The sequence below is a fragment of the Janthinobacterium lividum genome (assembly GCF_034424625.1).
Taxonomy (GTDB): Bacteria; Pseudomonadota; Gammaproteobacteria; order Burkholderiales; family Burkholderiaceae_D; genus Janthinobacterium; species Janthinobacterium lividum.
On sequence record NZ_CP139976.1, the window covers coordinates 4,697,986 to 4,722,069 of the forward strand.

Consider the following 24,084-nt stretch of genomic DNA (forward strand, 5'->3'; position numbering starts at 1 on the left):
CCATCGCGCCGCCTTTAAAAATAGCACAGATTGCACGGCGGACGCGCCGCCGTTCTCATGCCATCAGCGATACACCAGATAGTATTTCGGGCGCGCGGTGGTTTTCTGCGCGCCGCCCGTCTGCACCAGCGCCACCGGATCGCCGGCGGCCGTATGGAAGATGCCGATGCCATAACTTTGCTCGCCGCCAATCACCGGCAGGCTGACGCTGCCTGCTGGGAAGAGCAATTCACCGCTATATTTCTTGTAACTGCCCTGATATACCGTATCGTAGCCTGGATAAGCGTACTCAAACGAACTTTCCATCAGCAGCACTTCCGCTTTGGTGGGCGAATAAGTCATCGATTGCATGCTGCTGGTGCCGCTGCTGCTTGAGCCGAAGGTAAAGCGCCCCATGTATTGCAGCGTGTCGGCATTAAAGTAGGTACCGTTTCCGGTAAACAAAATATCTTCCTTCGGCGACAGGAAGAACGGTGACGAAATGTAATAGTCGCCATAGACAGCGCCGTTAGTGAGGATGGCATGCGTTTGCGGGTCAAAGGTGAAATACGAGAGCGTTGAGTAATTGCCCTGCGAGAGAAAGACCTTGTCCTTCGATGCTGCAAATACGCCGCGCAGAGCGCCATAGAAACCGCCATTGGCAAAATCAAGCGAAGGCAATGCCTGTCCCGTACGTGCGTTAATAACAGCAACAGCGGGCCGCGCGGATGGACCAATCGATTGGCCCGAGAGAAATACCACGCCAGCATTGGTAACGAATACCTCCGTCTGCGTGCCACCGGTGCCGGTCGATTTCAACAGGCTCCCCGACACCAGATCCACCAGACTGACCACGCCATCATGCAACACAGCGGCCAGCTTGCCATCCGGACTCAGATTGAGGGCCTTGACCGCTGTCGGCAGATCAACGCTGCTGGTCGCGCCGTTAACCGGATTGATGACTTTGACGGTGTACGGCTCGGCAGTGACGACGACAAGGCGGTCGGTAGCCAGGCTATAACGCATCTCAACCGGCTTGAACGGCAATGCGACCACACTCGAAGTCGACGTGAGCGCATTGAATTTCAGGTAAGCGATCGCCGTCTGGCGGCCATTGCTCACTGTCAGCGACAGCACGTAAGCGCCAGCCACGTCCGGTGTAAATGCAGGAATCGCCGCCGTCGCTGCGCCCACCGCCGCGACAGAACCGGCGGGACGGGTATCGACCGCCCAGGCATAGCTCAGGGGAGCGCCACCCTCGTCATAACTGAGGATGCCGCTGGTGACCAGCGGCTGGCCGACGGGGACGGTCTGGTTGTTGCGGCTGACCACCGCGACCGTGCCTTGGATCACGCCCATCGGCATGCTGTTGTTGGCATCGAACAGGTACACCGTTTCGGCATACGCGCCCTTGCCGTCCGCACCGCGGGCACGCACTTTGTACAGGCCCAGCACATCGGGCGAGAAACGCGCCGTTTGACCGCTGACAAACAGCAGGGACGTACTGCCGGCCGGCTTCTGGATCAGTTCCCACGTCGTGGTTACCTTGTCGCCGTCGATATCGACGCTGCCCGTGGCATCAAGCACGATGCCGGAGCCTGCCGAGACACTCACGGCATCCTTGACGAGCGGCTGCGCCGTAAACGTCGCATTGACCACCAGCACCGCATTCGGCACCCGGTTATTCACCAGCACGGTGGCATTCTTTTCCGCAAAACCGCCCTTGCCATTCGTCACGCGCAGCTTGAAGACATAGGTGCCCAGCGCGTCGGGCTGGAAGTTCAGTTTCGGGGTCGAGACGGCGCCCATGTTCAAGCCGCTGCCGGCAGGTTTCGAGACCATGCTCCAGGCAAAGCTCAGCGTCCCGCCGTCGCTATCCTTGCTGCTACCGGCATCGAGTTCAATCTGTCCACCCATGCTGCCGACGGCATCGGCACCTTCTGCCGCCGCCGACACGGCACCGGCAAACAGGATGGCCGGCTGCGGCACGGCCGCCACGGGCGGCGGCGCCGCAGTTTCACTGCCACCGCCTCCACCGCCACACCCGGCCAGCATGGCCATGGCCAACATACCCGCTCCCAACCAGCGCGCGGCTGGTCCCTGCATACGACTACGCATATGATTCCGTTCTTTCAATATTTCCCGTGGTTATAAAGTGACGTCTTGTCGCGTCCGAAAAAGCGGACAAATATTATCATGACAATAACGTTAAATTTTCACCAAATTTCAATTTGGAAATATTAATTTTCAGGAATCCTTAAAAAGGAGCTGCCGGGTACGCTCAGGCGCGCAGCAGCAAGGCCACGGCTTCGGCCGCGATGCCTTCTTCACGGCCCAGGTAGCCCAGTTTTTCATTCGTCTTGGCCTTGATGTTGACCTGGCCCACACTCACGCCCAGGTCTTCGGCCACGTTGGCGCACATGGCGGCGATGTGCGGCGCCATCTTCGGGCGCTGGGCAATGATGGTGGCGTCGATATTGCCGATGATATAACCGGTCGCTTGCACGCGGCGCACGGCTTCGCGCAGCAAGGTGCGCGAATCGGCGCCCTTGAACTGCGCGTCCGTGTCGGGAAAATGGCGGCCGATGTCGCCCAGCGCGGCGGCGCCGAAGATGGCGTCCGTGATCGCGTGCAGCAATACGTCCGCATCGGAATGGCCGAGCAAGCCCAGGTGATGGGGGATTTTCACGCCGCCGATGATCAGGTCGCGGTTTTCCACCAGCGCGTGGCAGTCATAGCCCTGGCCGATGCGGACAGGCAGTACGGGAGTCGTTGTGTTCATGCGGGTCTCTCTGGAATTCAAGGGTTGGCCAAATACAGCTCGGCCGTGTATATGTCGCGCGGCAAGGTCACCTTCAGGTTGCGCGGGTGGCCTTCAACCAGCCTGGGCGCCAGGCCCAGCGCTTCGACGGCGCTGGCGTCGTCCGTAATCGCTTGCGGGTCGGGCGCTTCGGATAAGGCCCGGTGCAGCAAGGCATAGCTGAACATTTGCGGCGTCTGCGCCAGCCATAGATGATCGCGCGGCACCGTCTGCGCCGACAGGCCGTCCGGCCCCGCCCGCTTGACGGTATCGACCACGGGCAAGGCCAACAGGCCGCCGGCCGGGTGGTCGCCCACCTCGCCGATGAGCTTTTCGATCAGGGCCGGCGTCAGGCCGGGACGCGCCGCGTCGTGCACCAGCACCTGGTCGTGGGCACCGATGCTGCCGTGCACGGCCTGCAAGCCATTCAGGATCGTCTCCATGCGCGTGGCGCCGCCGCAGCGCAGCACAGTGACGCCCTGCTCCGGCACGACCGTGTCGATCACGCTATCCTCCGCGCTGACGACGACATACGTGTGCGCGATCAGGGGGCTGGCGAGAAAGGCGTCGAGCGCGTGGCGCAGCATGGGTTTGCCGGCGATAGGTAAATATTGCTTGGGACTGCCCGCTTCCATGCGCGTGCCCACGCCGGCGGCAGGGATCAGCGCAAAATAACGGACGGTGTTCGGTGCTGCTGTCATGCCATTCCTTGTCTAGTTGGCGGGCGCTGCCTTGCCCGCCAGGATGTTCTGGATTTCGCCCTTGCACGCCTTGCCCAGACGCGCATATTCTTGTGGAGAATCGATGGCCGCCTGCAAGGTTTCCACCTTGCGCATTTCAGCCTTGATATACGGCAACCAGCCCGTGTCGATCTCGCGCGCCAGCGCCGCCTTGGCCGTGCCGCTGGGCGCATACAGGGGCCGTGCCTCGAAGCGTTTGGCCAGCGCCGCGCGCACGGTCTTTTCCACGCGCGGCAAATGTTCCATATAGGTCCTCATGTGCCGCAGCTCGTGCGCGAGTATCTCATCATACGCGCAAGTGCCGGGGGCAAACTCGCGGCCGATATAGATCACCACGGGCGCATACGTAAGGGACACGGTAATCTGCGGCGCCACGCATTCATAGCCGCTGGCCGGGTCTTGCAGCATGGGACCGGCCAGGGCGATGGCCACGCGCGAATCCGTCTTCGTCAATCCGAGTACCCAGGTATTGGCGCGCGCCGTGCCCTTCATGACGGTCAGGGCCTTGTACGGCAGATGCGTGTCGATGCTGTAGCCATTCTGCTGCGCCGTCAGCACGGACACCGTCTTGCTGATCGTGTCTTCGCAGCGCACCTGGAACGGCGTGCGCGCGGCCCCGTGCGCGCCCAGGCTGGCAAATGCCAACAGCAAAAAGAGAGCCGCGCGCATGTGCGGAATCAGGCCGGTTGCCAGGCGCCGCTGGTGATCTTGTCGAGCCAGAAGATGCCGATGACGGTTTTCACGTCCGTGATCGTGCCATCCTTGACCCAGTCGAGCAGCTGCGGCACGGTGGCCGTAAAGGTTTCCAGGAATTCACCTTCGTCGAGCTGGCGTTCGCCGGCCACCAGGCCGCGCGCCAGGAACAGCTCCAGGTGTTCATCGGAATACGCGATGGCGTTATGGATGGTGGAGACGAATTGCCAGTCGCTGGCCGTGTAGCCCGTCTCTTCCAGCAATTCGCGCTGGGCGCAGGCCAGATGGGACTCGCCCGCGTCGATCTTGCCGGCCGGGAATTCAATGAAGACGCGGTCCAGCGGATAGCGGTACTGGCGTTCCATCAGCACGGTGCCATCGTCGAGCAGCGGCAGGATGACGACGGCGCCCGGATGCAGGACGAATTCGCGCGCCGTGATCTTGCCGTCCGGCAGCGCAACCCGGTCGCGCTGCACGCGCAGGAAGCCGCCCTGATAGACGAGCTCGCCGTCCACCTTGGTCTCAGTTAAATTCATATCCATGCGTTCAGTATCCATACCTTGATTATGCTCAATAAAAAAAAACGGCGCCAGAGGCGCCGCTTTCGGTCGATGGGGCTAATGTCGTTTGCGCAGGTAGCGGGTGACAAAGCCTGGGAAAGCCAGCACCAGGAACAGGCATCCCGTGATGGCATAGAACTCCCACGTCTGCGGGAAACCGTTGCCGATACGTGCTTCGAGCGCGAACGCCACGGCGCCGACGATGAAGTACAGAATCACCATCTCCAGCAGGCGCAGCGCTAGCGGCTTGCGCCAGCCCTGCTCTGCTTGCGCCGCCCTTTTCAGGGGCACGGCGGCAAACAGTTTCTCGTTCAGGAAAGGCAGGTTGGCGCCCAGGATGCCCAGGGCGATCACCAGCCAGCTCGAAGCGGTGACATCCATCGGTCAGGACGCCAGCGTCTTGGTGATGGCGGTCGCGCAGGCAGCCAGGATGCTGTTAGGCATCACACCCAGCGCCAGGACGAACACGCCGTTCAGGGCCAGCACGACGCGCATGTCGCCATGCACGACCAGCACATTGCCGTCCGTCGGCTCGTCGAACCACATCATTTTCACGACGCGCAGGTAGTAGAAGGCGCCGATCAGCGAGAACAGCACGGCAGCGATGGTCAGCCACAGCTGGCCCGTGGCCAATACCGATGCCAGCACCGAGTACTTGGCCATGAAGCCCATCAGCGGCGGCACGCCGGCCAGCGAGAACATGAACAGGGTCATCACCAGCGCGAAGATCGGGCTGCGTTTGCCCAGGCCCTTGAAGTCGGCCAGTTCGTCTGCTTCGAAACCATTACGTGCCAACAACATGATCACGCCAAAGGTACCCAGGGTGGTGAACACGTAGGTGATGACGTAGTACATCGAGGCGCCGTAGGCGGTGGCTGCGCCAGCCGCGTTCAGGGTGTTGTTCGGTGCATCCACGGTACCGGACAGCAAGCCCAGCAGAACGAAGCCCATTTGCGCGATGGTCGAGTACGCCAACATGCGCTTCAGGTTGGTTTGCGCGATCGCGGTGAAGTTGCCGATCGCCAGCGACATCACGGCCAGCACCAGCAGCATTTGCTGCCAGTCATGTGCCATCGGCAGCAAGCCTTCGGCCAGCAAGCGCAGGGTGATGGCGAAGGCGGCCAGTTTCGGCGCCGCGCCCAGCAGCAGGGTCACGGCCGTTGGCGAACCTTGATACACGTCAGGCACCCACATGTGGAATGGCACGACGCCCAGTTTGAAGGCCAGGCCGGCAACGAGGAACACCAGGCCGAAGACCATGATGGTGCCGTTGGTCTTGCCGTTTTCCAGCGCCACGCGCAGTTCGCCCAGGTCCAGGGTGCCGGAGGCGCCGTACAACATCGAGATACCGTACAACATGAAACCGGAGGCCAGCGCGCCCAGGATGAAGTATTTCATGGCCGCTTCCGTGGCCTTGGCATTGTCACGGCGCAAGGCGATCAGTGCGTACAGCGACAGCGACATCAGTTCCAGACCCAGGTAGATGATCAGGAAGTTGTTGGCCGAGATCATGATCATCTGGCCCAGCAGTGCAAACAGGGCCAGCACGTAGAACTCGCCGCCCAGGTTACCCGACAGCATGCTGCGGTCGGTGGCATAGGCACGCGAGTAGATCAGGGTCAGCGCCACGGCGCCGTACGAGAACAGTTTCAGCAACTGCGACATCGGGTCCGACACGAACATATTGTGGAACGTGTAGACGGTGGTGCCCGCATTGAAGTCGCCCACGGTCAGCAAGGCGCAGCCGGCCAAAGTCAGCAGCGACAGCGCATAGGTGATCGAACGCTTCGCCGCAGGCAAGAACATATCGATCAGCAAGAGCGCCGACGTGGCGATCAGCAGAAAGATTTCCGCGTACAGCGGTACCAGATTAGGTGCATTAGTCATGTTATCGGTCTTCTATTTAAGGCAACTTGCTGGTGGCGACATGCTGCAGCAGGTCGGCAACCGAAGTTTGCATCGTGTCGGTGAACGGGGCTGGGTACAGACCCATCACGAGCACGGCGATGGCCAGCACAGCAAGCATGAAGAATTCACGTTTGTTGATGTCGGTCAGTTCGGCCACATGCTTGTTCTTGATCTTGCCGAACACCACGCGCTTGGCCATCCACAGCGAGTACGCCGCGCCCCAGATCAGTGCCGTTGCAGCCAGCAGACCGATCCAGAAGTTGTATTTCACCGCGCCCAGGATCACCATGAACTCGCCGACGAAGCCGGACGTCGCAGGCAGACCGCAGTTGGCCATCGAGAACAGCACGAAGAAGGCGGCAAATTTCGGCATGCGGTTCACGACGCCGCCGTAGTCGGCGATGTTGCGGGTATGCATGCGGTCATACAGCACGCCGATGCACAGGAACATCGCGCCGGAGATGAAGCCGTGCGAGACCATCTGCACGATACCGCCCTGCACCGAGATGTCGTTGAACATGAAGAAGCCCAGGGTCACGAAACCCATGTGCGCGATCGACGAATAGGCGACCAGTTTTTTCATGTCTGTTTGCACCAGGGCAACCAGACCGATGTAGATCACGGCGATCAGCGACAAGGCGATCATGAAACCCGACAGGTAGTGGCTGGCGTCCGGCGTGATCGGCAGTGAGAAACGCAGGAAGCCGTAGGCGCCCAGTTTCAGCATGATGGCGGCCAGCACGGCGGAACCGCCCGTTGGCGCTTCCACGTGGACGTCCGGCAGCCACGTGTGGACGGGGAACATCGGCACCTTGACGGCAAACGCCATCAGGAAGGCCAGGAAGATGAAGATCTGCTCGTTCATCGTCAGCTTGAACGCATGCCAGGCCAGGATGTCGAAGGTGCCCGACACATTGCGCAGGTAGATGATGGCAACCAGGGTCAGCAGCGAACCGAAGAAGGTGTACAGGAAGAACTTGAACGACGCGTACACGCGGTTCGAACCGCCCCAGATACCGATGATGATGAACATCGGGATCAGGGTTGCTTCAAAGAAGAAGTAGAACAGCAAGCCGTCCAGCGCGCAGAACACGCCGATCATCAGGCCCGACAGGATCAAGAACGAGCCCATGTAATGGGCGATGCGCTTCTCGATCACTTGCCAAGCGGAAATAACGACGATGACGGTGATGAACGCCGTCAGTGGCACGAACCACAGCGACAGGCCGTCGATACCCAGCGAGTACCAGATATTGAAGGTTTCAATCCACGGTGCTTTTTCGACGAATTGCATGCCGTGCGCGGCGTTGTCGAAATGCTGGATCAGCGGCAAGGTGCACAGCATGCTGAGCACGGCGCCAGCCAGCGACAGCCAGCGGGTAAAGCCCGCTTTGCTGTCACGGCCGAGAGCCAGGATCAGGACGCCGCAAATGATCGGCACCCAGATCGACAGACTCAGGTAAGGAGGTAGTGTAGAAATCGTAGACTGCATCATGGTTCTCAGTATTCTTTTATCAGGTCAGCTTACTTAGCGGGCCAGAATGGCAGGAAATAGATCAGGAAGCCCAGCACGCCCAGGATCATCACGAATGCATAGTGATAGATGTAGCCGGTCTGCAGCACTCGCGACAGCGAGGACAGCCAGGCGACGACCTTGGCGCTACCGTTGACCAGCAGGCCATCGATCAGCTTCTTGTCACCGAAGTTCCACAGGCCATTACCCAGCAAGCGGGCACCGCCGGCGAACACGACTTCATTGAACTTGTCCATGTAGTACTTGTTGTCCAGCAGGGTGTGGATCGCGTGGAACTTGGCAAAGAACCAGGCCGGTACACGCGGGTTGACCATGTAGCAGTAGTAGGCTGCCACCACGCCGGACAATGCCAGCCAGAACGGTGCCGTCGACAGGCCGTGGATCGCCATCGCCATTGCGCCGTGGAATTCATGCGACAACTCTTCCATTGCTGGATGGTTTTCGCCCACAAAAATCACGCCCTTGAAGAAATCGCCATGCAGCATCGGGCCGATCGTCAGGTAGCCGATGATCAGCGAAGGAATCGCCAGCATCACCAGCGGGAACCATACGACGAATGGGGACTCGTGCGGCTTCTGGCCAGGTTCCAGACCGTGGTGCGCGTGGTCGTCTTCCTCTTCTTCATGACCGTGGTCGTCATGCGCATCGCCGTGCGCGCCATGGGCCGCTTTCGGTGCGTGATGGTCGTCATGGCCATGCGCATGCGCCTGGCCGAAACGTTCCTTGCCATGGAAGACGAGGAAATACATGCGGAACGAGTAGAAGGCGGTGACAAACACGCCAGCCAGCACGGCGAACTGGGCAAAGCCAGCACCCCAGATGTGCGTCGCTTCGACGGCTTCGATGATGCTGTCTTTCGAGTAGAAACCGGAGAACAGCGGCGTGCCGATCAGGGCCAGCGAACCGATCAGGGAAGTGATCCAGGTGATCGGCATGTATTTGCGCAGGCCGCCCATGTTGCGGATATCCTGGTCGTGGTGCATGCCGATGATGACGGAACCGGCGCCCAAGAACAGCAGTGCCTTGAAGAATGCGTGCGTCATCAGGTGGAACACGGCCACGGAGTATGCGGACGAACCCAGCGCCACGGTCATGTAACCGAGCTGCGACAGCGTCGAGTAAGCGACGACGCGCTTGATGTCGTTCTGGATGATGCCCAGGAAGCCCATGAACAGCGCCGTGATGGAGCCGATCACCAGGATGAAGGACAGTGCCGTGTCGGACAGTTCGAACAGCGGCGACATGCGCGAAACCATGAAGATACCGGCCGTCACCATCGTCGCGGCATGAATCAGCGCCGAGATCGGGGTAGGACCTTCCATCGAATCAGGCAGCCACACGTGCAGCGGGAACTGCGCCGACTTGCCCATCGCGCCGATGAACAGGCAGATGCAGGCAACGGTCAGCAGGGCCCAGTCGGTACCTGGCAAGCTCAGCAGCGCCAGTTCGTCTTTCTTGGCAAACACTTCCTGGTAGTTCATGGTGCCGGCGTAGGCCAGCAACAGGCCGATGCCGAGGATGAAGCCGAAGTCGCCCACGCGGTTGACGAGGAAAGCCTTCATGTTGGCCACGATGGCCGTCGGACGCTGGTACCAGAAACCGATCAGGAGGTAGGAAACCAGGCCCACGGCTTCCCAACCGAAGAACAGTTGCAGGAAGTTGTTGGCCATGACCAGCATCAGCATCGAGAACGTGAACAGCGAGATGTAGGCGAAGAAGCGGTTGTAGCCTTCGTCGTCCTTCATGTAGCCGATCGTGTAGATGTGCACCATCAGGGAGACGAAGGTGACCACGCACATCATCATCGCCGACAGCGAATCGATCTGGAAGCCCACTTCCATCTTCAGGGTGCCGATCGTCATCCAGTTATAGATCGTGCCATTGAATGTCGCGCCATCCATCACTGCCAGCAGTGTCTGCACGGACAGGATGAACGCAATCAGTACGCCCAGGATCGTCGCGGTATGCGACGTCTTGCGTCCGACCAAATTACCCAGGAACTGGGTGCCAAGCAAACCTGCAATCGCGGCACCGGCCAGCGGCGCCAGCGGTACGGCAAGAAGGAGGTTAGGGTTGAGGAGTTGCCCCGCCATGATGAACCTTAATCGTTATTATTCGAGAGATCGAGTCTGAAAAACATCAGCCTTTGAGGCTGTCCAGGTCTTCGACGTTGATGGTATCCAGATTACGGAACATCACCACCAGAATAGCCAGACCGATAGCCGACTCAGCGGCGGCAACCGTCAGGATGAAGAAAACGAAGATCTGACCGGCCGCGTCGCCCATGAAATGGGAGAACGCGATGAAATTCATATTCACCGCCAGCAACATCAATTCGATTGCCATCAGCAATACGATGATGTTCTTGCGGTTCAGGAAAATACCGACGATCGAGATTGCGAACAGGATCGCGCCCAGGACCAGAAAATGTGTGAGCGATAATGTCATGGTGCCTCCTTAACTTCCGGCTCAGCCGCAGGACGCTCGACGACCGCGTCCATCTTGATGATCTTCAGGCGGTCGTTGCGCTTGACGCGCACGGCATCGCCCGGAGCAAAATGCTTGGTATCCTTGCGTTTGCGCAGGGTCAGTGCGACCGCGGCAACGATGGCCACCAGCAGCACGACGGCAGCGATCTCGAAGGCGAATACATATTTCGTGTAGATCAGCAGGCCCAGTTCCTTGGTGCCGCCCAGGTTGACGTTGACCGGAGCGATGCTAGGCGCAAAGTTGCGGAAACCGTGCCACAGGACAGCGGCCATTTCCAGCACGATGATCACGCCCACCGTCACGGACAGTGGCAGATAGCCCCAGAAACCTTCGCGCATGCGGTCGATATTGATATCGAGCATCATGACCACGAAGAGGAACAGCACCATCACGGCGCCGACATACACCAATACCAGCACGATGGCCAGGAATTCAGCTTGCAGCAGCATCCAGATGCCCGCTGCGGAAAAGAAGGACAGTACCAGGAACAGTACTGCGTGGACCGGATTACGGGCCGTGATGACGCGCGTCGCTGCCAGAATCAAGATCAGCGCGAAGGCGTAAAACAAAATTGTTTTAAAGTCCATAAAAAACCCAATAGACGTACAGATGAACGAGGGGCGCGCCGCAGCTGGTCAGCTGCGGCGCATCCATCAGCGATAAGGTGCGTCGGCGGCGCGCGCAGCGGCGATGTCATTTTCATAACGATCACCCACGGCCAGCAACATCTCTTTCGTGTAATACAAATCCCCGCGTTTCTCGCCGTGGTATTCCAGGATTTGCGTCTCGACGATCGAATCGACCGGGCAGGACTCTTCGCAGAAACCGCAGAAGATGCACTTGGTCAAGTCAATATCGTAACGCGTGGTGCGGCGCGAGCCGTCGTCACGCTGTTCCGATTCGATCGTGATGGCCATCGCCGGGCAAACCGCTTCGCACAGTTTGCAGGCGATGCAACGTTCCTCGCCGTTCGGGTAGCGGCGCAGCGCGTGCAAGCCACGGAAACGCGGCGAGATCGGTGTCTTCTCTTCCGGGAATTGCACCGTGATCTTGCGCGAAAACATGTACTTGCCTGTCAACGCCATGCCCTTGATCAGCTCGCCTAACAAGAGGCTGCTGAAGAAATCTTTTACCTTATCCATTCGTATGCACTCTCTTACTTCCAAATATTCCAGGATGTCTGCATCCAGGCAGCGACGAAGACCAGGTAGACCAGCGTCAACGGGATAAACACTTTCCAGCCGAGGCGCATGATCTGGTCATAACGGTAGCGTGGGAAAGTACCGCGCACCCAGATAAACACCGACACGATGAAGAAGGTCTTGGCGAACAGCCAGAAGAAGCCGCCGAAACCACCCCAGAACTCAAGGAAAGCAAATGGTGCGGACCAGCCACCGAGGAACATGATCGAAGCCAGTGCACCGATCAGTATCATGTTGGCGTATTCGGCCAGCATGAACATGGCGTAGGCCATGCCCGAATATTCAACCATGTGGCCGGCGACGATTTCCGACTCGCCTTCGACGACGTCGAACGGGTGACGGTTGGCTTCAGCCAGGCCCGACACCAGGTAGATGACGAACATCGGCAGCAGCGGCAGCCAGTTCCACGACAGGAAGTTCACGCCCTTGTCGGCGAAGAAGCCGATTTGCTGGCCGCTGACGATGTCGATGAAGTTCAGGCTGCCCGACACCATCAGCACGATGACCATCACGAAGCCCATCGGGATTTCATACGAAATCATCTGTGCCGAAGCGCGCATGGCGCCCATGAACGAGTACTTCGAGTTCGAGGCCCAGCCGGCGATGATGATGCCGTAGACTTCCATCGAGGTAATCGCCAGCAGCATCAGCAAGCCTGCGTTGACGTTGGCCAGCACGGCTTGCGGACCGAACGGCACGACCGACCAGGCGGCCAGGGCCGGCATGATGGTCATGATCGGGCCGATCACGAACAGGCCCTTGGCGGCCTTGGACGGGATGATGATCTCTTTGAACAAGAGCTTCAATGCATCGGCGATCGGCTGCAGCAAGCCCAATGGACCCACGCGGTTCGGGCCGACGCGGATCTGGATCCAGCCGATCAGCTTGCGTTCCCACAAGGTCAGGTAGGCAACCAGGCCCATCAGCGGCAGCAGCACGCACAGGATCTTGATCAGGGTCCAGAAGAACGGCCACGAGCCGCCCAGCAAATCCTGGCCGCTGCTGTTGATGACGTTTACAAATTCAGGCAGAGCCATCAGATTTTCCCCTCTGCTGTTTCAACTGTGATGTCACCGAACATGCCGCCCAGGCTAGCCGTCGAGGCATGCGCCGCCGACACTTTCACCACATTGGCTGGCAGGCCGGCATGGAGTGCCGCCACCAGGATGGCGCTGCCGGAGCCTTGCGCCACTTTGACCTTGTCGCCCGCCTTGATGCCCAGCTTGTCAGCCAGCGCCAGGGACAGGTGCGCTTGCGGTGCGGCGCCATCGACCGTGCGCAGCAGCGGTTCGGAGCGGCGCACGAGCGCGTCGGCGAAGTAGATCGGCACGTCGGCGATGCGTTGCAGCGCAGGCGAAGCCGGTGCGTAGCTTGCCGCTTCCGGCGCGTTTTTCGCGATGTTGTTCAGCTGTGCCGACAGATCGGTCACGCCTGCGCCAAACGCTTCGTCGCGGATCGCTTCGGAAGTGTCGTAGTCGAAACCGGCCAGGCCCAGGATGTTGCCCAGGACGCGCAGCACTTTCCAGGCTGGACGGGTTTCCGCCAGCGGTTTCACGGTGCCGTTGAAGCTTTGCGCGCGGCCTTCGCAGTTCACGAAGGTGCCCGAGGTTTCAGCGAACGGAGCGATCGGCAGCAAGACATCGGCGTAATCCATGCCGTGCTTGAAGGCCGACATCGCCACGACCATGTCGGCGCCATCCAGGGCGGCGCGGGCCGCTTGCGGGTTGGCGGCGTCGAGTTCCGGCTCGGCGTGCAGCAGCACGTAGGCTTTTTTCGGCGCGGCAAAGGCAGCTTGCACATTGGCGCGCGGCTTGGCGACCAGGTGCGCGCCAACCGTGTTGGCCGCTTCCGTCAGGTAGCCGAGCTTGGCGCCCGTCTGTTCGGCGATCCATTGCGCGGCAGCATGCAATTGCGACGCTTGCGGGTGTTGCGTTGCCGCGTTACCCAGCAGTACGGCGCCGTGGTCGCCAGCCATCAGGCTGGCGGCGATGGCGACAGCCACGTCCGAAGCGGCGATCGCTTCAAAACCGGCCGGCGCGGCGATTTCTTTGGCTTTGGCAACGGCGACGACCACTTCCGACAAGGCCGCCAGCCAATCGCCAGGCGCGACGATCATCTTGTTGGCGATGGTGATCAACTGGTCATCGTCGGAGGCGTGCAGGATCGACAGCTTGGCGCCGCCCTTGACGGACGCGCGCAAACGCGTGGCCAGCAATGGGTGGTCCTTGCGCAGGAACGAGCCGATGACGAAGGCGCGCTTGATCTGGCCAAATTCGTTGATCGGCATGCCCAGCCATGGCTTGACGCCGGCGTCCAGTGCGAAGTCGGTCTGGCGCAGGCGGAAGTCGACGTGCTCGGAACCGAGACCGTTGACCACTTTTTGCAGCAGTACCAGCTCTTCGACGGTCGAATGCGGCGTTGCCAGCGCGGCGATGGCGTCAGCGCCATGCTCGTGCTTGATGTTTTTCAGGCCGTGCGCCACGTATTCCAGCGCCGTTTGCCAATCGACTTCTTTCCACTCGTTGCCTTGTTTCAGCATCGGGGACATCAGGCGTTCGGCGCTGTCCAGCGCTTCATACGAGAAACGGTCCTTGTCCGAGATCCAGCACTCGTTGACGGCTTCGTTTTCCAGAGGCAATACGCGCTTGACCTTGCCAGCTTTCACTTGCACGATCAGGTTCGCGCCCAGGCCGTCATGCGGGCTGACCGATTTGCGGCGCGACAGTTCCCACGTACGGGCGCTGTAGCGGAACGGCTTCGAGGTCAGTGCGCCGACCGGGCACAGGTCGATCATGTTGCCCGACAGTTCGGAGTCGACCGTCTGGCCGACGAAGGACACGATTTCCGAGTGTTCGCCGCGGCCGATCATGCCCAGCTCCATCACGCCAGCCACTTCCTGGCCAAAGCGTACGCAGCGGGTGCACTGGATGCAGCGCGACATCTCTTGCATGGACACCAGCGGACCGGCTTCCTTCGGCTGCACGACGCGCTTGTCTTCCTTGTAGCGCGATTCGCTCTTGCCGTAACCCACGGCCAAGTCTTGCAACTGGCATTCGCCGCCCTGATCGCAGATAGGGCAATCGAGCGGGTGGTTAATCAGCAAGAATTCCATCACCGACTTTTGCGCCTGCACAGCTTTATCGCTGGCGGAGCGCACGATCATGCCGGCACTGACCGGGGTCGCACAAGCGGGCAAAGGCTTGGGCGCCTTTTCCACTTCGACCAGGCACATGCGGCAGTTCGCTGCGATCGACAATTTCTTGTGATAGCAGAAGTGCGGAATGTAGGTTCCCAATTTGTTGGCGGCGTCCATCACCATGCTACCAGCAGGGACTTCGACTTTTTTGCCGTCTATTTCGATTTCAACCATGGTGATCGTTACCTGACGCAGCTTAGATATATGCGGGCACTAAGCAATGCTTGTGCTCGATATGATATTCAAATTCTTCACGGAAATTCTTAATGAAGGCCCGTACCGGCATGGCAGCCGCATCGCCCAGCGCGCAAATGGTGCGGCCCTGGATGTTGTCGGCGATCGAGTTGAGCATGTCCAGGTCGTCTGGACGACCCTGCCCCTGCTCGATGCGGTGCACCATGCGGTACATCCAGCCTGTGCCTTCACGGCAAGGCGTACACTGGCCGCACGATTCTTCAAAGTAGAAGTAGGACAGGCGTTCCAGCGCCTTTACCATGCAGCGTGTTTCGTCCATCACGATGACGGCGCCCGAACCCAACATCGAACCGGCTTTCGCGATCGAGTCGTAGTCCAGGTCGGTCTGCATCATGATGTCGCCGCGGATCACCGGAGCGGACGAGCCGCCAGGGATCACGGCCTTGATCTTTTTACCACCGCGCATGCCGCCTGCCAGTTCCAGCAGGGTCGCAAACGGGGTGCCGAGCGGCACTTCGTAGTTGCCCGGTTTTTCCACGTCGCCCGAGATCGAGAAGATCTTCGAACCGCCGTTGTTCGGCTTGCCCATCGCCAGGTATTTCTCTGGACCGATGTTCAGCACGAATGGCACGGCCGCGAAGGTTTCCGTGTTGTTGATCGTCGTCGGCTTGCCGTACAGGCCAAACGAGGCAGGGAAAGGCGGCTTGAAGCGTGGCTGGCCTTTCTTGCCTTCCAGCGACTCCAGCAGGGCCGTTTCTTCGCCGCAGATGTAGGCGCCATAACCATGGTGCGCATGCAACTGGAACGAGAACTCGCTGCCCATGATCTTGTCGCCCAGGAAACCGGCGGCGCGCGCCTCTTCCAGCGCTTCTTCGAAACGCAGGTATTCCTGGAAGATTTCACCGTGGATATAGTTATAGCCGACGGTGATGCCCATCGCGTAAGCGCCAATGGCCATGCCTTCGATCAGGGCATGGGGATTGTAACGAATGATGTCGCGGTCCTTGAAAGTGCCCGGTTCGCCTTCATCTGTATTGCAGACGAGGTATTTTTGACCCGGGAACTGGCGCGGCATGAAGCTCCACTTCAAGCCGGTAGGGAAACCCGCGCCGCCACGGCCGCGCAAGGACGAAGCCTTGAGGTCGGCGATGATCTGTTCCGGCGTGATTTTCTCTTCCAGGATACGCCGCAGGGCACTGTAGCCGCCGCGGTTCACATAATCTTGCAAATGCCAGTTCTTGCCATCCAGATCCTTCAGGATCAATGGATCGATATGGCGGTTGTGGAGTGACGTCATTTCTTGAGTTCCTCCAGCATGGCGTCGATTTTCTCGTTCGACATCCAGCTGCACATGGTTTTATTACTGACCAGCAAGACAGGCGCATCGCCGCACGCACCCATGCACTCGCCTTCAACCAGGGTGAACTGGCCGTCAGGGGTGGTTTCGCGGAAATCGATACCCAGCTTCTGCTTCAGGTAGTCTGCAGCGCGCACGCCGCCCGACAGGGCGCATGGCAGGTTGGTGCACACGGTGATCTTGTGCTTGCCCACGGGTTTCACGTTGTACATATTGTAGAACGTGGCCACTTCCTGCACGGCAATCGCCGGCATGCCGATGTAATCGGCCAGTTCCTTCATGGTTTCCGGTGCCAACCAGCCCAGTTCATCCTGGGCATGGGCCAGCGCGGCCATGACGGCGGATTGACGCTGGTCGGCCGGGTACTTGGCCAACTCACGGTCAATTTTCTTATAGCATTGCTCTGATAACAACATACTTTTTGCCTCTTAGCGGTCAATACTGCCGAACACGATATCTTGCGTCCCGATGATGGTCACGGCGTCGGCAAGCATGTGCCCACGCGCCATCTCGTCGAGCGACTGCAAGTGGGCGTAGTCTGGCGCGCGCAGTTTCATGCGGTACGGCTTGTTGGCGCCATCGGACACCAGGTACACGCCGAACTCGCCCTTCGGATGTTCCACGGCACTGTAGGCCTCGCCTGGCGGCACGTGGAAACCTTCCGTAAACAGCTTGAAGTGGTGAATCAGCGATTCCATGTTGGTCTTCATGTCGACACGGCCCGGAGGCGCCACCTTGCGGTTGCTGGTCATGACAGGACCTTCATTGTTGCGCAGCCACTCCACGCATTGCTTGATGATGCGGTTCGACTGGCGCAGCTCTTCCACGCGGACCAGGTAGCGGTCGTAGCAATCGCCATTGGTGCCGATAGGAATGTCGAAGTCCATCAAGTCGTACACTTCGTACGGCTGTTTCTTGCGCAAGTCCCACTGCACGCCCGAGCCGCGCAGCATGGCGCCCGTAAAGCCCATGGCCAGCGCATCTTCCGGCGAGACCACGCCGATGCCGACGGTACGCTGTTTCCAGATACGGTTGTCGGTCAGCAAGGTTTCGTACTCGTCCACGGAGTTCGGGAAACGGCGCGCGAAGTCTTCGATGAAGTCCAGCAGGGAACCCTGGCGATTTTCATTCAGCTTGCCGATAGCCTTGGCGTTGCGGATGATCGACGCCTTGTGCTGCGGCATCGCGTCCGGCAGGTCGCGGTACACGCCGCCCGGGCGGTAGTAGGCTGCGTGCATGCGCGCGCCCGACACTGCCTCGTAGGCGTCGAACAAGTCTTCGCGGTCGCGGAAGCAATACAGGAACGGGCCCATGGCGCCAACGTCCAGCGCGTGGGTGCCGAGCCACATCAGGTGATTCAGGATGCGCGTCATCTCGTCGAACATGACGCGGATGTATTGCGCGCGCAGCGGCACTTCCAGGCCCAGCATCTTTTCGATGGCCATCACGTACGCATGTTCATTGCACATCATCGACACATAGTCGAGACGGTCCATGTACGGCACGGATTGCAGGTAGGTCTTCTGTTCGGCCAGCTTTTCGGTGGCGCGGTGCAGCAGGCCGATATGCGGGTCGGCGCGCTGGATGACTTCGCCGTCCATCTCCAGCACCAGGCGCAGCACACCGTGCGCGGCCGGATGCTGCGGCCCAAAGTTCAGGGTGTAGTTCTTAATCTCAGCCATTATTTCATCCCGTAATGTTCTTCGCGGATCACGCGCGGCACGTTTTCCCGCGGCTCGATCGTCACGGGCTGGTAAATCACGCGCTTTTGTTCCGGATCGTAACGCATCTCGACATAGCCGGAGACGGGGAAATCCTTGCGGAACGGATGGCCGATGAAACCGTAGTCGGTCAGCAGGCGGCGCAAGTCGTTGTGGCCTTCGAAGAGGATGCCCAGCAAGTCGAATGCTTCGCGCTCGTACCAGTTGACGGCGCGCCAGATGCCCACCACGGAAGGCAGCAGCGGCATGTCGTCGTCCGGTGCGAACACGCGCACGCGCACGCGCCAGTTATGCTTGACCGACAGCAAGTGCGACACGGCCGCGAAACGCAGGCCATCCCAGCTACCGTCGCCATAGGTCGAGTAGTCGACGCCGCACAGGTCGAGCAGCTGCTCGAAATGCAGGGTCGGATCGTCGCGCAAGGTCTGCATCACGGCCAGGTAGTCCTCGGCCTTGACGACCAGGGTGACTTCGCCCAGCGCAACCGTCGTGCTAACGCGATCGCCCAGGGCAGTGCCGAGGGCGTTTTGCAATACTTCTAAATGTGTTGTCATAATCTGAAGCGGCCCCGTTAGCGTGCGATCGTGCTGGTACGCTTGATCTTGTTCTGCAACTGCATGATGCCGTACAGCAAGGCTTCAGCGGTCGGAGGACAGCCAGGCACATACACGTCGACGGGCACGATGCGGTCGCAACCGCGCACCACGGAATAGGAGTAATGGTAGTACCCGCCGCCATTGGCGCAGGAACCCATCGAGATGACCCAGCGTGGCTCTGCCATCTGGTCGTAGACCTTGCGCAGGGCCGGCGCCATCTTGTTGCACAGGGTGCCGGCAACGATCATGACGTCGGACTGACGCGGCGACGGACGAAACACGACGCCGAAACGGTCCATATCGTAGCGGGCTGCGCCCACATGCATCATTTCGACCGCACAGCAGGCCAGACCGAACGTCATCGGGAACATAGACCCGGTGCGCGCCCAGTTGATCAGCTTGTCGGCCGAGGTGGTGATGAAACCTTCGCTTAATACGCCTTCAATAGCCATGGCTTATTCCCAGTCAAGGGCACCTTTCTTCCAAATGTACCAAAATCCGACCACGAATTCAGCGATGAACACCATCATCGTGACGAAACCGGCCCAGCCCAGGTCGCGCATTGCAACGCCCCATGGGAAAAAGAATGCCGTTTCCAGATCGAACAAAATAAACAGGATTGCGACCAGATAGTAGCGCACATCAAATTTCATGCGCGCGTCTTCGAATGCTTCAAAGCCACATTCGTACGGGGAGAGTTTTGCTGCGTCAGGCTTGTTAGGACCTAACAGGCGCCCCAGGAGCTGGGGAGCGATACCGACACCAAGGCCGATAATAATGAACAGCAGGACGGGGAAGTAATTTTCGAGGTTCACGATTGATGAGCTTATATTGAACGATCGGTTAAATGAGGACGCTGCGATCATTTGCAGCGTATCTAACGCACGACCCCAATCAAAGCTAAGACCAGGATCGAACGACACATCCTCGTAAAAAAAGCCAGCAACTTTGTACGAGCCATGGCTCGTGCGCCGTTGCTGGCTTCTGATTTCTGGTGCCGACGACGAGACTCGAACTCGTACAGCTTTCGCCACTACCCCCTCAAGATAGCGTGTCTACCAATTTCACCACGTCGGCGGTAAGGCCCGTATTCTACTCTGCTTTGCCGCTAAAGTTAATGCACAAATGCATCAAAACACAGATAAAAACGATAAATTTTTACATCTTCCAGCGCGTCACGATTTTTTCCTGCCGCACTGCTAAAACATTGAGCAATAATCTGCCCGTAATGAGAATTACTCTCGATGAGGTATCGAGTTAATACAGAATTACTTCGGAATCGCGCCGGCCGGGGTGCTGGCAACCGGTGCCGCCGCCGCTGGAGCGCTGGCCGCTGGTGCCGCAGGGGCTGCTGGCACCGTCGTCGGGATCGCGCCCGCGCCGGTGACCGGCACTGGCTTGACGACTTTATCCATCACGCCGCCGCCCACCGTGGTGGCGCGCTGATTGGCCATCAGCGACAGAGCCAGGGTGGCGCCGAAGAAGATCGCGGCGGCAACGCCCGTCGATTTCGACATGAAGTTCGACGAACCCGTCGCACCGAACAGGCTGCCCGAGGCGCCCGAACCGAAGGCGGCGCCCATGTCGGCGCCCTTGCCGTGCTGCAGCAACACCAGCGCGATAATCGACAATGCCGAAATAACCTGTACTACCACTACCAGATTGAACATCATGTTCATTGCAATTCCATTCTTAGTTTAAATTAATTCAATCAGCGGCGTGAATAATTGCCAGGAAATCCGCCGCCTTCAATGCTGCTCCACCGATCAGACCGCCATCGATATCCGGCATCGCCATCAATTCTTTTGCGTTCTCCGGCTTCATGCTGCCGCCGTACAGGATTTGCACGCCGGCGGCCGCTACCGCATTCTTTGCCGCCAGCTGGCCGCGCAATACCTGATGCACGTCCTGCGCCATTTGCGGCGTGGCGGTCTTGCCCGTGCCGATGGCCCAGACTGGCTCATAGGCCAGCACCAGTTTCGCCACATCGTCGGCGGAAATCGCCGCCAGCACGGCGCCCAGCTGCTGCGCCACCACGGCATTGGTCTGGCCCGCTTCGCGCTGCGCCAGCGTTTCGCCGATGCAGACGATAGGCGTGATGCCTGCCGCCAGCGCGGCAACCGTCTTGGCCGCCACTTGCGCATCGCTCTCGCCATGGTAGGCGCGGCGCTCGGAATGCCCGATCACCACATAGCCGCAGCCAAAATCCTGCAGCATGGCGGTCGAGATTTCCCCCGTGTAGGCGCCGCCGGCATGCGCGGACACATCCTGCGCGCCCCAGCCGAGCGCCGTGCCTGCCAATTGCGCCTGGCACTGCGCCAGATACGGCGCAGGCACACAAACGGCGCTGGCGGCGCCAGAGGCAGCCAGGCCAGCAACTATTTCAGACAATAACACCGCGTTCGAGGTGCGACTGCCGTTCATTTTCCAATTTCCGACGACGAGTTTGCGACGCATAGTAGCCTAAATTCTAATAACCCGTCATTCTAACTCCGGCACCGATGCCGGTCAAACAGGCAGTGCCCCGTTTCAGGCAACTTGCAACATGATCTTGCCCACGTGCGTGCTCGCTTCCATCAAGGCATGCGCCTCGTTGGCTTTTTCCAACGGGAAAGTTTTATAGATCACGGGCTTGATCTTGCCTGCCTCGATCAGCGGCCAGACGGTCGCGCGCAGGTGGTTGGCGATGGCAGCCTTGAAGGCGACCGAACGGGGACGCAGGGTGGAACCCGTCACCGTCAGGCGACGGCGCAGCAAGCTACCCAGGTCCAGTTCCGCCTTGGTGCCGCCCTGCACGGCGATCAGGCCGATGCGGCCATCGTCGGCCAGGCAATCGATTTCGCGCGGCAGGTAGTCGCCGCCCACCATGTCGAGGATGACGTCGACGCCCTTGCCATCGGTCAATTCCTTGACGACGGCAACGAAATCTTCCGTGCGGTAATTGATGCCCCGTTCGGCACCCAAGGCCTCGCAGGCGCGCGCCTTCTCGTCGCTGCCCGCCGTGGCAAACACGCGGTGACCGAGCGCGGCAGCCAGCTGGATGGCCGTCACGCCGATGCCGGACGTGCCGCCCTGCACCAATAACGTTTCGCCATCGGCCAGCGCGCAGCGGTCGAAGACATTGCTCCAGACGGTAAAGAAATTCTCGGGCAGGGACGCGCCTTCCAGCGCCGTCAAGCCTTTCGGCAAGGGCAGGCACTGGCCGGCGGGCGCGGCACAGTATTCGGCATAGCCGCCGCCCTGCACCAGTGCGCAGACCAGGTCGCCTTTCCTGAATGCGGTATTAGTGAAGTCGCCATCGACAACTTCGCCCGCCACTTCCAGGCCCGGCAAGTCCGACGCGCCGGCTGGCGGCGCGTATTTGCCCAGGCGCTGCAGCACGTCGGGACGGTTGATGCCGGCCGCGTGCACCTTGATCAGCAGTTCGCCCGCCTTAAATTGCGGCGTGGGACGCTCCGCGATCTGCAAAACGTCGGCGGGACCTGGCTGGCTGATGGCAACTGCACGCATGGCGGGACTCTTTCAAGGGAAAACGGCGATTGTACGCCAAGCCGCTAGCCCTTGCAGAGCACCGCTTCCCCTTAGGCGCCGCCCGTCTTCGACTGGCGCGGCAATGGCGTGCCGGGCTTCCATTTCGCCGACAGGGCTTGCCCTTCCTCGACTTGCTCATGCGTCATCTTGCGCACCACGGCGGCGCGCTGGTCGGCCGCATTCGCGTTGCCATTCGCCGCCGCCAGGTTCCACAGCATGTAGGCGATGACGTTGTCCTGCTGCACGCCGCCCATGTGGTAGCGGTACATCAGGCCCAGCACCTGCTGTGCCTCGGCATGATTCTGCTCGGCCGCCTTGCGGAACCAGCCGACGGCCTGCTTATGGTCTTGCAGCACGGCGTTGCCCGTGTAATACATGGCGCCCACCACATACTGGGCGTCGGCCTTGCCCTGCTCGGCCGCCTTGCGGTGCCAGAACATGGCTTGCTTGTAATCCTGCGGCAAGCCCCGCCCCATGTAATACATCAAACCCAGCAAATGCTGGGCATCGGCACTGCCGGTCTTGGCCAGTGGCAATATTTCCTTGTAGGCTAGCGCGTAATTCTTGTTGTTGTAGGCGCTGGCGCCTTCGGCGAAGCCAGCCCGCGCGGGTAGCTGTATCGTCAACAGCATGAGTAATGTAATGATCAGTTTTTTCATCGGAATGGGATGTGGTCTGACTACTTATTCTTGTCCTGCCAAAAGGCCTGCGGCAGGATGCTTTTACTTCCAGCTAACTTTGCCCAGGCCCTCGACGCTGACATCGCGGTTGACCGGCTTGCCGTACACCACCACAGAACCGAGCCCGCTCAAGTTCAGCTTGGCATTCGTATGGGCATTCACCGTGGCGTTGCCGAGGCCGCTCAATTCCAGGTTAACGGCATCGGCTTCGAACTGCTGCGCATTCAGGCTGCCCAGGCCGCCCAGGCTGGCTTTCAGGAGTCGCCCGCGTCCACCCAGCACCACCGAGCCGGCGCCCTGCAAGTCCAGCTCGGCCCGCTCATTGTTACCTATCCATATCTGCATGCTGCCCACGCCGCCCAGGCTGGCATTGAGCTTGCGGTAGTCGCCCACCAGCTTGATGCTGCCCGCGCCCTCCAGCGACAGGGTCAGTTCCTCGCCCTTGAAACCCGTGATGTCCGTGCTGCCAAAGCCTTCCGAGCTCAGTTCGCGCAAATTCGGCAAGACCAGGTCGGCGCGGATCGACGAAGGGCCGATCTTGAAGCCGCGCACTTCCGTTTCGATGTGCAGGGTATCGCCGCTTTGCGCCGTGCTGACATCGGCGATATAGCGCTTGTCGGCCGTGATGCTCAGCGAAGGCACGTTGCCCTGTCGAATGCGCACTTCCATCACGCCATCGAGCTTGACCCGCACCACGCGGGCGTCGACGTTGCGCATTTCCAGCAAGCGGGTCTCGGCGGCCGCGCCGCGCACCAGGCCCAAAGTCGCCAGGAACAGCAGCGCCAGTTGCAGTGTCTTTTTCATGTAATGCATCCTCGGTATCTTGTTTTTATGTGCCGCGGCGCCCTCATGGAGCTCCCGCGCATTGCCACTGGCTGCCACTGTAGCAGCAGCAAAAATTG

The 24,084-nt window shown here is 60.0% G+C and carries 25 protein-coding genes and 1 tRNA gene; all 26 read right to left on the reverse strand.

The features are described from left to right. Positions 1 to 63: 63 nt before the first annotated feature. Positions 64 to 2,049: a PKD domain-containing protein gene (locus U0004_RS21250; protein ID WP_070255591.1), complete on the reverse strand. Its 1,986-nt coding sequence runs from the start codon at positions 2,047 to 2,049 to the stop codon at positions 64 to 66. 211 nt (positions 2,050 to 2,260) lie between these two features. Continuing rightward, the gene (ispF, locus tag U0004_RS21255) at positions 2,261 to 2,761 is read right to left on the reverse strand and encodes a 2-C-methyl-D-erythritol 2,4-cyclodiphosphate synthase (protein WP_070255593.1); all 501 of its coding nucleotides are present in this window, start codon (positions 2,759 to 2,761) and stop codon (positions 2,261 to 2,263) included. 17 nt (positions 2,762 to 2,778) lie between these two features. Beyond that, positions 2,779 to 3,480: a 2-C-methyl-D-erythritol 4-phosphate cytidylyltransferase gene (gene ispD, locus U0004_RS21260; RefSeq protein WP_070255595.1), complete on the reverse strand. Its 702-nt coding sequence runs from the start codon at positions 3,478 to 3,480 to the stop codon at positions 2,779 to 2,781. A gap of 12 nt (positions 3,481 to 3,492) precedes the next feature. Continuing rightward, positions 3,493 to 4,188 (reverse strand): hypothetical protein, encoded by a 696-nt coding sequence (locus U0004_RS21265; protein WP_070255598.1) that lies wholly within the window; start codon positions 4,186 to 4,188, stop codon positions 3,493 to 3,495. Positions 4,189 to 4,196: 8 nt separating this feature from the next. After that, positions 4,197 to 4,754, reverse strand: coding sequence for an NUDIX domain-containing protein (locus tag U0004_RS21270; protein ID WP_070255807.1), 558 nt, complete (start codon positions 4,752 to 4,754; stop codon positions 4,197 to 4,199). Positions 4,755 to 4,829: 75 nt separating this feature from the next. Then, positions 4,830 to 5,153 (reverse strand): DUF2818 family protein, encoded by a 324-nt coding sequence (locus U0004_RS21275; protein WP_070255601.1) that lies wholly within the window; start codon positions 5,151 to 5,153, stop codon positions 4,830 to 4,832. Between the two features lie 3 nt (positions 5,154 to 5,156). Continuing rightward, positions 5,157 to 6,659: an NADH-quinone oxidoreductase subunit NuoN gene (nuoN, locus tag U0004_RS21280; protein ID WP_034779502.1), complete on the reverse strand. Its 1,503-nt coding sequence runs from the start codon at positions 6,657 to 6,659 to the stop codon at positions 5,157 to 5,159. Positions 6,660 to 6,675: 16 nt separating this feature from the next. Then, a complete protein-coding gene (locus U0004_RS21285) occupies positions 6,676 to 8,175 on the reverse strand; it encodes an NADH-quinone oxidoreductase subunit M (protein ID WP_070255604.1) in 1,500 nt (499 codons plus the stop codon). A gap of 29 nt (positions 8,176 to 8,204) precedes the next feature. Further along, positions 8,205 to 10,307, reverse strand: coding sequence for an NADH-quinone oxidoreductase subunit L (gene nuoL / locus U0004_RS21290; protein WP_070255607.1), 2,103 nt, complete (start codon positions 10,305 to 10,307; stop codon positions 8,205 to 8,207). Positions 10,308 to 10,353: 46 nt separating this feature from the next. After that, positions 10,354 to 10,662: an NADH-quinone oxidoreductase subunit NuoK gene (nuoK, locus tag U0004_RS21295; protein WP_010399724.1), complete on the reverse strand. Its 309-nt coding sequence runs from the start codon at positions 10,660 to 10,662 to the stop codon at positions 10,354 to 10,356. Beyond that, entirely contained in the window at positions 10,659 to 11,291 is a 633-nt protein-coding gene (locus U0004_RS21300; RefSeq protein WP_034779507.1) for an NADH-quinone oxidoreductase subunit J, read from the reverse strand. The genes nuoK and U0004_RS21300 overlap by 4 nt, the downstream gene beginning before the upstream one ends. A 66-nt stretch (positions 11,292 to 11,357) precedes the next feature. Further along, complete coding sequence (gene nuoI / locus U0004_RS21305; RefSeq protein ID WP_010399726.1) at positions 11,358 to 11,846, reverse strand: NADH-quinone oxidoreductase subunit NuoI; 489 nt, start codon at positions 11,844 to 11,846, stop codon at positions 11,358 to 11,360. Between the two features lie 14 nt (positions 11,847 to 11,860). Next, positions 11,861 to 12,943: an NADH-quinone oxidoreductase subunit NuoH gene (gene nuoH / locus U0004_RS21310; RefSeq protein WP_070255609.1), complete on the reverse strand. Its 1,083-nt coding sequence runs from the start codon at positions 12,941 to 12,943 to the stop codon at positions 11,861 to 11,863. After that, positions 12,943 to 15,276 (reverse strand): NADH-quinone oxidoreductase subunit NuoG, encoded by a 2,334-nt coding sequence (nuoG, locus tag U0004_RS21315; RefSeq protein WP_070255612.1) that lies wholly within the window; start codon positions 15,274 to 15,276, stop codon positions 12,943 to 12,945. Before nuoG ends, nuoH begins: the two co-directional genes overlap by 1 nt. 22 nt (positions 15,277 to 15,298) lie before the next feature. Beyond that, entirely contained in the window at positions 15,299 to 16,594 is a 1,296-nt protein-coding gene (gene nuoF / locus U0004_RS21320; RefSeq protein WP_010399729.1) for an NADH-quinone oxidoreductase subunit NuoF, read from the reverse strand. Beyond that, positions 16,591 to 17,070 (reverse strand): NADH-quinone oxidoreductase subunit NuoE, encoded by a 480-nt coding sequence (gene nuoE, locus U0004_RS21325; RefSeq protein WP_034779513.1) that lies wholly within the window; start codon positions 17,068 to 17,070, stop codon positions 16,591 to 16,593. Before nuoE ends, nuoF begins: the two co-directional genes overlap by 4 nt. 12 nt (positions 17,071 to 17,082) lie before the next feature. Next, a complete protein-coding gene (locus tag U0004_RS21330; RefSeq protein WP_034749992.1) occupies positions 17,083 to 18,336 on the reverse strand; it encodes an NADH-quinone oxidoreductase subunit D in 1,254 nt (417 codons plus the stop codon). Next, positions 18,336 to 18,929, reverse strand: coding sequence for an NADH-quinone oxidoreductase subunit C (locus U0004_RS21335; protein WP_034779526.1), 594 nt, complete (start codon positions 18,927 to 18,929; stop codon positions 18,336 to 18,338). Before U0004_RS21335 ends, U0004_RS21330 begins: the two co-directional genes overlap by 1 nt. Positions 18,930 to 18,946: 17 nt before the next feature. Continuing rightward, a complete protein-coding gene (locus tag U0004_RS21340) occupies positions 18,947 to 19,423 on the reverse strand; it encodes a NuoB/complex I 20 kDa subunit family protein (RefSeq protein WP_010399733.1) in 477 nt (158 codons plus the stop codon). A gap of 3 nt (positions 19,424 to 19,426) precedes the next feature. Next, the gene (locus U0004_RS21345) at positions 19,427 to 19,786 is read right to left on the reverse strand and encodes an NADH-quinone oxidoreductase subunit A (RefSeq protein ID WP_010399734.1); all 360 of its coding nucleotides are present in this window, start codon (positions 19,784 to 19,786) and stop codon (positions 19,427 to 19,429) included. A 177-nt stretch (positions 19,787 to 19,963) separates the two neighbouring features. Beyond that, positions 19,964 to 20,048, reverse strand: a tRNA-Leu gene (locus U0004_RS21350). Positions 20,049 to 20,239: 191 nt separating this feature from the next. Beyond that, on the reverse strand, positions 20,240 to 20,650 hold the full coding sequence (secG, locus tag U0004_RS21355; RefSeq protein WP_070255615.1) for a preprotein translocase subunit SecG: 411 nt from the start codon (positions 20,648 to 20,650) through the stop codon (positions 20,240 to 20,242). 28 nt (positions 20,651 to 20,678) lie between these two features. Then, positions 20,679 to 21,428 carry a triose-phosphate isomerase gene (gene tpiA, locus U0004_RS21360; protein ID WP_071653666.1) on the reverse strand — a complete coding sequence of 250 codons (750 nt, stop codon included), beginning with the start codon at positions 21,426 to 21,428 and terminating at the stop codon, positions 20,679 to 20,681. 72 nt (positions 21,429 to 21,500) lie between these two features. Next, positions 21,501 to 22,481 carry an NAD(P)H-quinone oxidoreductase gene (locus U0004_RS21365; RefSeq protein ID WP_070255621.1) on the reverse strand — a complete coding sequence of 327 codons (981 nt, stop codon included), beginning with the start codon at positions 22,479 to 22,481 and terminating at the stop codon, positions 21,501 to 21,503. 71 nt (positions 22,482 to 22,552) lie between these two features. Further along, a complete protein-coding gene (locus U0004_RS21370; protein WP_070255624.1) occupies positions 22,553 to 23,161 on the reverse strand; it encodes a tetratricopeptide repeat protein in 609 nt (202 codons plus the stop codon). A gap of 63 nt (positions 23,162 to 23,224) precedes the next feature. Next, entirely contained in the window at positions 23,225 to 23,986 is a 762-nt protein-coding gene (locus U0004_RS21375) for a GIN domain-containing protein (protein WP_034779536.1), read from the reverse strand. Positions 23,987 to 24,084: the final 98 nt, after the last annotated feature.